This is a genomic window from Desulfocurvus vexinensis DSM 17965 (genome assembly GCF_000519125.1).
GTDB lineage: Bacteria > Desulfobacterota > Desulfovibrionia > Desulfovibrionales > Desulfovibrionaceae > Desulfocurvus > Desulfocurvus vexinensis.
This window is the reverse complement of record NZ_JAEX01000002.1, coordinates 17,579-28,949: the sequence shown is the minus strand read 5'-3', so window position 1 is coordinate 28,949 and position 11,371 is coordinate 17,579. Positions and strand designations below refer to the sequence as shown.

General features: G+C 69.5%; 9 protein-coding genes. All 9 read left to right on the top strand.

The features are described from left to right. Positions 1–36 precede the first annotated feature (36 nt). The 9 genes from G495_RS17310 to G495_RS0103020 all read left to right on the top strand — a co-directional run bounded on the left by G495_RS17310 (position 37) and on the right by G495_RS0103020 (position 11,370). Positions 37–1,479: a sigma-54 interaction domain-containing protein gene (locus tag G495_RS17310; RefSeq protein WP_051445011.1), complete on the top strand. Its 1,443-nt coding sequence runs from the start codon at positions 37–39 to the stop codon at positions 1,477–1,479. Between the two features lie 484 nt (positions 1,480–1,963). Then, on the top strand, positions 1,964–3,271 hold the full coding sequence (gene gabT / locus G495_RS0103055) for a 4-aminobutyrate--2-oxoglutarate transaminase (protein ID WP_028586602.1): 1,308 nt from the start codon (positions 1,964–1,966) through the stop codon (positions 3,269–3,271). 15 nt (positions 3,272–3,286) lie between these two features. Next, on the top strand, positions 3,287–4,651 hold the full coding sequence (locus tag G495_RS0103050) for an NAD-dependent succinate-semialdehyde dehydrogenase (protein WP_028586601.1): 1,365 nt from the start codon (positions 3,287–3,289) through the stop codon (positions 4,649–4,651). 28 nt (positions 4,652–4,679) lie between these two features. Beyond that, positions 4,680–5,702, top strand: a complete 1,023-nt coding sequence (locus G495_RS0103045; RefSeq protein WP_028586600.1) for an ABC transporter ATP-binding protein — start codon at positions 4,680–4,682, stop codon at positions 5,700–5,702. After that, positions 5,695–6,612 carry an ABC transporter permease gene (locus G495_RS0103040; RefSeq protein ID WP_028586599.1) on the top strand — a complete coding sequence of 306 codons (918 nt, stop codon included), beginning with the start codon at positions 5,695–5,697 and terminating at the stop codon, positions 6,610–6,612. The genes G495_RS0103045 and G495_RS0103040 overlap by 8 nt, the downstream gene beginning before the upstream one ends. After that, a complete protein-coding gene (locus G495_RS0103035) occupies positions 6,609–7,409 on the top strand; it encodes an ABC transporter permease (RefSeq protein ID WP_028586598.1) in 801 nt (266 codons plus the stop codon). Before G495_RS0103040 ends, G495_RS0103035 begins: the two co-directional genes overlap by 4 nt. A gap of 16 nt (positions 7,410–7,425) precedes the next feature. Then, a complete protein-coding gene (locus G495_RS0103030; RefSeq protein WP_028586597.1) occupies positions 7,426–8,466 on the top strand; it encodes a polyamine ABC transporter substrate-binding protein in 1,041 nt (346 codons plus the stop codon). Between the two features lie 77 nt (positions 8,467–8,543). Beyond that, positions 8,544–9,896: a putrescine aminotransferase gene (locus G495_RS0103025; RefSeq protein WP_028586596.1), complete on the top strand. Its 1,353-nt coding sequence runs from the start codon at positions 8,544–8,546 to the stop codon at positions 9,894–9,896. Between the two features lie 19 nt (positions 9,897–9,915). Beyond that, positions 9,916–11,370 (top strand): aminobutyraldehyde dehydrogenase, encoded by a 1,455-nt coding sequence (locus tag G495_RS0103020; RefSeq protein WP_051445010.1) that lies wholly within the window; start codon positions 9,916–9,918, stop codon positions 11,368–11,370. The last annotated feature ends 1 nt before the right edge of the window (position 11,371 follow it).

Sequence of the window (11,371 nt, the reverse complement as noted above, 5' to 3'; positions counted from 1 at the left end):
CCGGGGGAACGCCCACCCCGGCCCCAGGAGGCCACCATGCCCGAGCGCGACACCGACCCGGCCCGCCAGCTGGCCCGCTGCCAGGAGCACAACCGCCGCCTGCGCGCGGTCTTCGACTCGTCCACCGACGGCATCTGGCTCACCGCCGCCGACGGCACCGTCCTGGACCTCAACAAGGCCTCGGAGCTGCACAACCGCATCCGCGCCGACGAGGTCATCGGCCAGCGCGTGGAGCAGGTGGTGGCCCAGGGCATCGTGGACCGCTCGGCCAGCCTGGAAGTGCTGGCGCACAAGCGCCAGGTGAGCTTCGTGCAGGAGGCCCGGCGCACCGGGCGGCACCTGTTCGTCACCGGCGTGCCGGTCTTCGATGAGGCTGGCGAGCTGTTCCTGGTGGTCGTCCACGAGCGCGACGTAACGGACCTGCGCTTCATGCAGACCAGCATGGAGGAGGACCGCCAGGCCCGGCTCAAGGCCCAGGAGGCCCTGACGGAGCTGAACCTGCTGGAGCTGGGCGACCACCACATCGTGGCCGAGAGCAAGGAGATGCGCCAGGTGCTCTCCACGGCCCTCAAGCTGGCGCGCCTGGGCGCCGGGGAAATCCTGCTCCTGGGCGAATCGGGCACGGGCAAGGGCCTGATGGCCAAGTTCATCCACCGCCACGGCGCCCGCTCCGAGGGCCCCTTCATCCAGATCAACTGCGCGGCCCTGCCCCCGGCGCTGTTCGAGGCCGAACTGTTCGGCCACGAACGCGGCGCCTTCAGCGGCGCCCACGAGGCCAAGGCCGGGCTGCTCGACCTGGCCCGGGGCGGGACGTTCTTCCTGGACGAGGTGGGCGATATGCCTGCCGAAACCCAGGCCAAGCTGCTCAAATGCCTGGACGAACGCGAATACTACCCCCTGGGCGCGCGCACGCCCCGGCGCATGGACTGCGCCATCGTGGCCGCCTCCAACCGCGACCTGGAGGCCCAGGTGGCCGGGCGGCGCTTCCGCAAGGATCTCTACTACCGCCTGAGCGCCTTCACCGTGCGCATCCCGCCCCTGCGCGAGCGCCCCGAAGACCTGCTCCAGCTCGCCCCGCAGCTGCTGGAAACCCTCAACCGCGACTTCGGCGCGCGCAAGCGCCTGTCGCCCTACGCCCTGAGCCTGCTCCAGGCCCACCCCTTCCCGGGCAACGTGCGCGAGCTGATGAACCTGCTCAAGAAGGCCGTGGTCATCGCCCAGGACGACCTGCTGGACGGCTTCCTGGCCGAATCGCTGGGCGTGCGGGCCATCCCCGCCGAGGAGGGCATCGACCTGCCGCGCGAGCTGGCGGCCCTGGAGCGCGACCTGTTGCTGCGCGCCGCCACGCGCTGCCGCTCCACCCGCGAAATGGCCGCCCACCTGGGCGTGAGCCAGCCCACCGTGGTGCGCAAGCTGCGCCAGCACGGCATCCGCCTGTCCGCCGCCCGCCCCGGGGCCAGCCTGCACACCGAGCAATGAGCTGACAATTATGTCAACAAATTTCCTTTTAATTTCAGAATAATAGAAGAACAGACCCCTAAAAGCCCCCCGAAGGCGCCCGGGCGCGGCCCGACGAAGGGCGCCGCACCGCGGAAATGCCGTTTTTGTTACCAACGGCTGCCAGACGAAAAAATCGATAAAAGACCGCACTCCAAGGCCTTCCCGGCCCTGCACCGCCCGGCCCCGCCTGCGGTCCGGGTGCAGGCGGGGCCGAAAAGTCCGCAATAGACAAAATTGAAAACATCAAAAAATGATTCAATGCTGAATCACTGCAAAAACGTATCATTCCGCCAAGTTCCGAAGATACTTGATTCAATTTTGCATCAGTCCCGCCGCAAGTCGCTACCATCAAAAGGCAACACACTGAAATAAAACAAGAATACCGCGTTGGCCCACGCCTTGTAGAATTCCGCCGCGTACCCGGCGCCCCGCGCCATCGACAACACCTACAAGGCGGCAGACCATGTCCACACCCTCGCTCCTGGAACGGCGGCACGCGGCGGTGCCCCGAGGCGTCTTCAACCTCTGCCAGTGCTTCGCGGCCAGCGCCAGCGGCGCCCGCCTGACCGACGTCCAGGGCCGCGAGTACATCGACTTCGTGGGCGGCATCGGCGTGAACAATGCGGGGCACTGCCACCCCGACGTGGTGGCTGCCGTGCGCGAGCAGGCCGGGCGGCTCATGCATTCCTGCTTCCATATCGCCATGTACGAGCCCTACGTGGCCCTGGCCGAACGCCTGTGCGCCCTGACCCCGGGCGACTTCCCCAAGAAGGCCCTGCTGCTCAACAGCGGCGCCGAGGCCGTGGAGAACGCCGTGAAGATCGCCCGCGCCGCCACCGGCCGCCAGGGCGTGATCTGCTTCGAGACGGCCTTCCACGGCCGTACCCTGCTGGCCATGACCCTGACCAGCAAGGTCAAGAACTACAAGTTCGGCTTCGGGCCCTTCGCGCCCGAGGTCTACCGCATGCCCTACGCCTACTGCTACCGCTGCCCCAAGGGCCTGACCCACCCCGGCTGCGACCTGGCCTGCGCCGACCACCTGGAGGAGTTCTTCTCCGGGCATGTGGCCGCCGAGTCCGTGGCCTGCCTCATCGTCGAGCCCCTGACCGGCGAGGGCGGCTTCATCGTGCCGCCCCCGGGCTATTTCAAGCGCCTGGCCGACATCTGCGCCCGCCACGGCATCGTCTTCATCGCCGACGAGATCCAGACCGGCATCGGCCGCACGGGCACCATGTTCGCCATGGAGCAGCACGGCGTGCAGGCCGACATCACCCTCACGGCCAAGAGCCTGGGTGGCGGGATGCCCATCTCCGCCGTGGTCGGCCGCCAGGAGCTGATGGACGTGCCCGCGCCCGGCGGCCTGGGCGGCACCTACGGCGGCAACCCCGTATGCTGCGCGGCGGCCCTGGCCGTGCTGGACGTCTTCGAGCGCGAGAACCTGCTGGCCACGGCCCGCACCCTGGGCAACCGGGTGCGCGCCACCTTCGAGGCCTGGGCCGCCGATATGCCCTGCATCGGCGAGGTGCGCGGCCTGGGGCCCATGCTGGCCATCGAGCTGGTGCGCGACCGGGCCACCCGCGAACCCGCCGGGACCGAGGCCAAGGCCGTGGTGGCGCGCTGCACCGACAACGGCCTGCTGGTGCTCTCCTGCGGGCACCACGGCAACGTCATCCGCACGCTGATGCCCCTGGTCATCACCGACGCGGACCTCACGCGCGGGCTGGCCATCCTGCGCGAGGCCCTGGACCACGTTTTCTCCGCCCGCGACTAGCCGCAAGGAGGCAGCATGACCCTGGTTTCCATCGACCCCAGCACCGGCGCCACCCTGGCGGCCTTCGTGGAATGGGAGCCCGCCACCACGGCCCGGACCCTGGACGCCGTGGGCGCGGCCTACCTGGGCTGGCGCGCCACGCCCCTGGACGCGCGCGCGCAGGCCCTGCGCGCCGTGGCCGCCGTGCTGCGCGCCCGGGCCGACGACCTGGCGGGCATCATGGCCGCCGAAATGGGCAAGCCCGTGACCCAGGGCCGGGGCGAGGTCGCCAAGTGCGCCCTGGTCTGCGAGTACTACGCCGACAACGGCGCGGCCTACCTGGAGCCCGTGCCCGCGCCCAGCGACGCCACTCGCTCCTATGTCGCCTGGGAGCCCCTGGGCGCCGTGCTGGCCGTCATGCCCTGGAACTTCCCCCTGTGGCAGGTCTTCCGCCTGGCCGCGCCGTGCCTCATGGGCGGAAACGTCATGGTCCTCAAGCACGCCTCCAACGTGCCCCAGTGCGCCATGGCCATCGAGCGCGTCTTCCAGGAGGCCGGGCTGCCGGACAACGTGTTCCGCACGCTGATGATCGGCGCGCGCCAGGTGCAGGCCGTGCTGGCCCACCCGGCGGTGTGCGGGGTCAGCCTCACGGGCAGCGGCCCGGCGGGGGCCAAGGTCGCCTCCATGGCCGGGGCCCTGCTCAAGAAAAGCCTGCTGGAGCTGGGCGGCAGCGACCCCTTCGTGGTCCTGGCCGACGCGGACCTGGAGCAGGCTGCGGCCACGGGCGTCCTGTCGCGCTGCTCCAACGCGGGCCAGACCTGCATCGCCGCCAAGCGCTTCATCGTCGAGGAGCCGGTGTACGACGCCTTTCTGGAGCTGATGGCCCGGGGCGTCGCGGGCCTTGTGGTCGGCGACCCGCGCGACCCGGACACGACGGTCGGGCCCCTGGCCCGGCGCGACCTGGTGGGCGAACTGCAGGCCCAGGTGGACGCCAGCGTGGCCGCCGGGGCCCGGCTGGTCTGCGGCGGGGCGCCCCTGCCCGGGCCCGGGGCCTTCTACGCCCCGACCATCCTGGCCGAGGTCACCCCCGGCATGGCCGCCTTCGACGAGGAGACCTTCGGCCCCGTGGCGGCGGTCATCCGCGCCCGCGACGCCGAACACGCCCTGGCCCTGGCCAACGCCACGCCCTTCGGCCTGGGCGCCTCGGTCTGGACGCGCGACGCGGCCAGGGGCGAGGCCATGGCCCGGCGCATCGAGGCGGGCAGCGTGTTCGTCAACGGGCTGGTCAAGAGCGACCCGCGCCTGCCCTTTGGCGGCATCAAGGCCTCGGGCTATGGCCGCGAGCTGGCCGCCAGCGGGATGCGCGAATTCATGAACCAGAAGACCGTGTGGATCGGATAGCCGCACCCCCGCGCCCGGAGGCAGCCGCATGAGCCTGGAAGCATACGCCATCTACAAGAAGTACGGGGACGTGACCGCCCTGCACAACGTGGACCTCATCGCCAGGCGCGGCGAGTTCTTCACCCTGCTGGGGCCCTCGGGCTGCGGCAAGACCACCCTGCTGCGCATCATCGCCGGGCTGGAGCTGGCCGACTCGGGCACGGTGATGCTCTCCGGGCGCCACGTGACCACCGCCCCGGCCAACGAGCGCAACGTCAACACCGTGTTCCAGAGCTACGCCCTGTTCCCGCACCTGACCATCTTCGAGAACGTGGCCTTCGGGCTGCGCTCGCGCAAGATGACCGGCCAGGTGGTGGCCGACAAGGTCAAGGCCGCCCTGGAGATGGTCCACATGCTGCCCATGAAGGACCGCTTCCCGGCCCAGCTTTCGGGCGGGCAGAAGCAGCGCGTGGCCCTGGCCCGGGCCCTGGTCAACGAGCCGGAGCTGCTGCTGCTCGACGAGCCCATGTCCGCCCTGGACGCCAAGCTGCGCAAGGCCGTGCAGACCGAGCTGCGCCAGCTCCAACAGTCCCTGGGCAAGACCTTCATCCTGGTCACCCACGACCAGGAGGAGGCTCTGACCGTCTCGGACCGCATCGCGGTGATGCGCCAGGGGCGCATCGTGCAATGCTCCCCGGCGCGCGAACTCTACGAGCGGCCCCACAGCCGCTTCGTGGCCGAATTCCTGGGCAAGGCCAATATCATCGAGGCCAGCCGCGTGGAGGGCGGGGTGATGACCGAGCTGGGCCTGCTGGCCATGGACCGCCTGCCCGAATGGGACCAGGGCCAGGTCGCCATCCGCCCGGAAAACCTCGTCTTCCAGCCCGAGCGCCCCGCGCGCAACGGCCTGCGCGCGCGCGTCAGCGAGGTCTTCTATCGCGGCGAAAGCGCCGAGGTCTGGCTGGAGCCCGGCAACCTGCGCATGACCGCCGCCCCGCGCCGCGGCATCGCCAAGGGCGACGAAATCTGGGTCGAACTGCTGCCCAGCTCCCTGGTGGCCCTGTATGAGTAAAGACACCTTCCTCGTCTGGTACGGCGAACTGACCACCCGGGCCCGGCTCATGCGCCGGGGGCTGTTCTTCGCGGCGCCGGGCATGCTGTGGATCCTGCTCTTCCTGGCCCTGCCGAGCCTTCTGCTCATCGTGGTCAGCTTCACCACGCGCGGCACCTACGGCGAGATCGAGTGGACCTTCTCCGTGGAGAACTTCCGCCGGCTCATGGGCTTCGGGCTCTTCGGCTGGTCGGCGGACTACCTGTTCATCCTGCTGCGCAGCGTGTGGGTCGCCTTCTGGACCTCCTTCATCTGCGTGGTGCTGGCCTTCCCGCTGTGCTTCTACATCGCCAACAAGCCCGAGCGCACGCGCTACTTCTGGCTGACCCTGGTCATCATCCCCTTCTGGACCAACCTGGTCATCCGGGCCTACGCGTGGCTGCTGGTGCTGGCGCCGCAGCTGCCCCTGGCGCGGCTGGCGGCCATGGCCGGGCTGGTGCCCGAGGGCAGCCCGCTGTACCCCAGCGCCCTGGCGGTCTACCTGGGCATGATCGGCACCTTCCTGCCCTTCGTGACCCTGCCGCTCTACTCCAGCGTGGAAAAGCTGGACTGGACCCTGGTGGAGGCCGCGCGCGACCTCTACAGCGGGCGCTGGCGCGTGTTCTGGTGCGCCATCTGGCCGCAGACCGTGCCCGGCCTGTCCGTGGGCATCACCCTGACCTTCATCCCGGCCATGGGCATGTTCGTGGTGCCCGACTTCCTGGGCGGGGCCAAGTACATGCTGGTGGGCAACCTGATCCAGCAGCAGTTCGGCACCAGCCGCGACTGGCCCTTCGGCGCCGCCGTGAGCTTCGCGCTCATGGTGCTGACGCTCATCGGCCTGCACGTGCACCGCAAGTACGACCGCAAAGACAGGGAGTGCGACCGATGAGGCGCTTCCACTGGCTTGTGCCCGCCACGGCCCTGGGCGCGCTGGCGTTCCTGTATGTGCCGCTTCTGGCCGTGGCCGTGTTCTCGGTCAACGCCTCGCGCTTCGGCCTGTCGTGGAAGGGCTTCACCCTGGACTGGTACGCCCGGCTGCTGGCCAACGAGCAGATCATGGAGGCCGCGCGCAACACCGTGTTCCTGGCCACGGTCTCCACCGTGCTGGCCACGGTCATCGGCACGGTGCTGGCCATCGGGCTGCACCGCCACCCCTGGTCGCGCCGGGTCTTCTCGGCCCTGGACGTGAACCTGCACCTGCCGGTGGTCACCCCCGAGATCGTCTTCGCGGCGGCCCTGGCCGTGGCCTTCGGCGTGCTGCGCCTGATCTCCTCGGCCTTCGAGCCGGGCATGCTCAACATGATCATCGGGCACATCACCTTCCAGATCTCCTTCGTGGCGCTGGTGGTGGGCGCGCGCCTGGAGGCCATCACCAAGGACCTGGAAGAGGCCGCGCGCGACCTGTACGCCGACAACGCCTACATCCTGCGCCATGTGACCCTGCCGCTGCTCAAGCCCGGCATCGTCGGCGGGGCCATGCTGGCCTTCACCCTGTCCCTGGACGACTTCGTCATCAGCTTCTTCACCGCCGGGCCCACCTCCGTCACCCTGCCGCTGTACATCTACGCCTCGGTGCGCCGGGGGGTGACGCCCGAAATCCACGCCCTGTCCACCCTGGCCCTGCTGGTCACGGTGGTGCTGGTCATGCTGTCCGAACGCCTGTCACGCAAACAAAGCAACCCATAGCCCGAGGAGACCCCCCATGCGCAAGCTGCTGCTGACCCTGGCGATGGTCCTGTTCGCCGCCCACCTGGCCCTGGCCGCCGACAAGGAGATGCGCCTGTTCATCTGGTCGGAGTACATGCCCGAGGACTTCGTGCCGACCTTCGAGGAGCGCACGGGCATCAAGGTCCGCGTGGACTACTACGAGTCCATGGAGGAGATGATCGCCAAGCTCCAGGCCGGAGGCGTGGCCCAGTACGACATCATCGTGCCCTCGGACTACGTGATGCCGACGCTGATCAACCTCGACCTGCTGGCCGAGATCGACCACGCCAAGGTGCCCAACCTGAAGAACCTGGCGCCCAAGTTCGTCAGCCCCGTGTACGACCCGGGCAACAAGTTCAGCGCCGCCTACCAGTGGGGCACCCTGGGCATGATGTACAAGAAGGACAAGGTGCCCGGCGACCCGCCGTCGTGGGCCGTGATGTTCGACGAGACCAAGCAGGTCGGCCCCTTCGTGCTCATCGACTCCGTGCGCGAGATGCTGGGCAGCGCCCTGTGCTACATGGGCAAGGACGCCAACACCACCGACAAGGACGACCTCAAGGCCCTGGCCGAGCTGATGCTCAAGGTGAAGAAGAGCCCGTATTTCCAGGGCTTCGAGGTCGGCACCGGCGCGCGCAGCAAGGTCGTGGCCGGGGCCGCCGTGGCGGCCATCGTCTACAACGGCGACGGCCTGCGCGCCGTGGCCGAGGACCCGACCTCCGGCTTCGCCAACCCCGCCGAGGGCGCCGTGATGTGGGTGGACAGCCTGTGCATCCCCAAGAAGGCCCCCAACCCCGAAGCCGCGCACCAGTTCATCGACTATGTGCTCGAAGCCAAGACCGGCGCCGTGCTCTCCAACTGGACCCAGTACCCCACGCCCAACGGCGCGGCCATGGAGTTCATCACCCCCGCCGACCGCGAGAACCCCGCCATCTACCCCCCGGCGGAGTACATGGACAAGCTCCAGCTCCTGCGCGACCTGGGCAAGGACAACCGCATCTACGACGAACTCTGGACGATGATCAAAACCCGCTAGGGCGCCGCGCGGGGAGGGGCCACAGCCCCTCCCCCGGCCCCCGGCGGCGCCCCGCCACCGCAACACAAGGAGACCGAATGCACCGCGACCTCGCACTGGCCAAGGCGGAAGCCTCACGCATCCTGGACATCGTGCGCAAGCCCGAAGAGGCCATCACCCAACAGGAGCGCGAACGCATCGCCCGGGACACCACCGAGAACTTCGCCAACCACATCAACAAGGGCTTTTTGCAATACCGCAAGTCCGTCACCGAGTCCGGCGGCTTCGCCGTGACGGAGTGGATGGGCCAGGGCTCCATCCTGCGCGACGTGCTCGGGCGCGAGTTCATCGACATGCTCGGCGGCTTCGGCCTGTACAGCTACGGCATCCGCCACCCGCGCATCGTCGAGGCCGTCAAGGCCCAGCTCGACCGCTCCCCGCAGTACAGCCAGGAAATGCTCGACCCCCTGCGCGCCCAGCTGGGCAAGGTGCTGGCGGCCATGACCCCCGGCGACATCCAGTACGGGTTCTTCGCCAACAGCGGCACCGAGGCCGTGGAAGGCGCGCTCAAGCTGGCCAAGTTCCACACCGGCAAGGCCGGATTCATTTCGACCCTCAAGGGCTTCCACGGCAAGACCCTGGGCTCGCTGTCGGTCATGGGCAAGGCCATGTTCCGCGAGCCGCTTCTGCCGCTGCTGGGCAACGTGCGCTTCGCGCCCTTTGGCGACGCCGACGCCGTGGAGGCGCACCTGGCCTCGGCCAAGGCCGTGGGCGAGGGCATTGCCGCCGTCATCGCCGAGCCCGTGCAGGGCGAGGCCGGGGCCGTGGCCCCGCCCGACGACTACTGGCCGCGCCTGCGCGAGCTGTGCACCCGCTACGGCGCGCTGCTCATCGCCGACGAGGTCCAGACCGGCTTCGGGCGCACCGGGGCCATCTTCGGCGTGGACCACTGGGACGTGGCCCCGGACATCATGTGCTTCGGCAAGGCCCTGGGCGGCGGCGTGGTGCCCCTGTCGGGCTTCATGTCCACCCCGGAGATCTGGAAGGTGCTGGAGCCCAACCCCTTCATGCACACCACCACCACCGGCGGCAACCCCCTGGCCTGCGCCTCGGCCCTGGCGGGCATCGAGGTCATGTTCGAGGAAGACCTGCCCGCCCAGGCCAAGGCCAAGAACGACTACCTCATGCCCCGCCTGCAGGGGCTGGCCGAGCGCCACCCCGGCATCTTCCGCGAGATTCGCGGCAAGGGCCTGCTCATCGGCCTGGAATTCATGAGCGGCGAGGTGGGCTACAAGGTCGCCGCCGGGCTGTTCTCGCGCCGCGTGCTCACGGCGGGCACCCTGACCAACGCGGAGTGCATCCGCATCGAACCCGCCCTCAACGTGCCCTACGACGTGCTCGACGAAATGCTCAACCGCCTGGAAGACACCCTTCGGGGCATCGCGGCCTGACGCCGCAAGGAGGCCGATCATGCCAGTCGCCGTAGCCAAGGACATGCAACTGTGGATCAACGGGCAGTGGACGGATTCGGCGTCCACCGCGCGCATCGAGGTGGAAAACCCCGCCACGGGGCAGACCGTGGGCAGCGTTCCGGCGGGCGACCCCGCCGACGTGGACCGCGCCGTGGCCGCCGCCAGGGCCGCCTTCGAGGACGGGCGCTGGTCGCGCCTGCCCCGGGGCCAGCGCCAGGCCGCGCTGTGGAAGCTGGCCGAGCTGATGCAGGCCAACATCGAGACCCTGGCCCGGGTGGAGTCCGAAGACACGGGCAAGCCCTACGAGTTCCTGAGCCTGGGCGCGGACCTGCCGTTTTGCATCGACAACATGCGCTTCTTCGCCGCCGCCGTGCGCGACACCCACGGCCACCACGCCGGGGAGTACATGCCCGGCTACACCTCGCTCTACCGCCGCGAGCCCGTGGGCGTGGTCGGGCAGATCGCCCCGTGGAACTACCCCATCCTCATGGCCGTGTGGAAGCTCGGCCCGGCCCTGGCGGCGGGCTGCACCACGGTGCTCAAGCCCGCGTCGCTCACACCGCGCACGGCGCTGCTCCTGGGCGAGCTGACCGCCGAGGCGGGCATCCCCGACGGGGTGGTCAACGTCATCACCGGCGGGGTGGGCCGCCAGCTCACCGCCCACCCCGACGTGCGCATGGTCAGCATCACCGGCGCAACGGAAACGGGCAAGGACGTGATGCGCTCCTGCGCGGACACCTTGAAGCGCGTACACCTGGAGCTGGGCGGCAAGGCCCCGGTGCTGGTCTTCGAGGACGCCGACCCCGCCCACGTGGCGGCCAAGGCCTCCCTGGCGGCCTTCTGCAACTCCGGGCAGGACTGCACCGCGGCCACCCGCGTCTACGTCCACAAGAGCCGCGAGAAGGAAGTCACCGAGGCCCTGGTGGAGGCCATGCGCGCCGTGGCCGTGGGCGACCCCTTCGCCCCGGGCACGCAGATGGGCCCGCTGATCTCCGCCGGGCACCTGAAGACCGTGGCCGGGTTCGTGGACCGCGCCCGGGCCGCCGGAGCCAGGGTGCTCACGGGCGGCGCCGCACTGCCCGACGCAGGCCCCGGGCACTTCTACGCCCCCACGGTCATCACCGGGGTGGCCCAGGGTGCGGAGATCGTCCAGCAGGAGGTCTTCGGCCCGGTCATCACCGTCCAGACCTTCGACACCGAAGCCCAGGCCGTGGCCATGGGCAACGACGTGATCTACGGGCTGGCCTCCAGCGTGTTCACCGCCGACGTGGCCCGGGCCATGCGCGTGTCCGCCGCTCTGGAGTTCGGCACCGTGTGGGTCAACGACCACCTGCCCCTGACCTCGGAGACGCCCCACGGCGGCTTCAAGCAGTCCGGCTTCGGCAAGGATCTCTCCAGCGAGGCCGTGGGCGACTACCTGGTGACCAAGCACGTCATGATCCTCAACTCCTGAG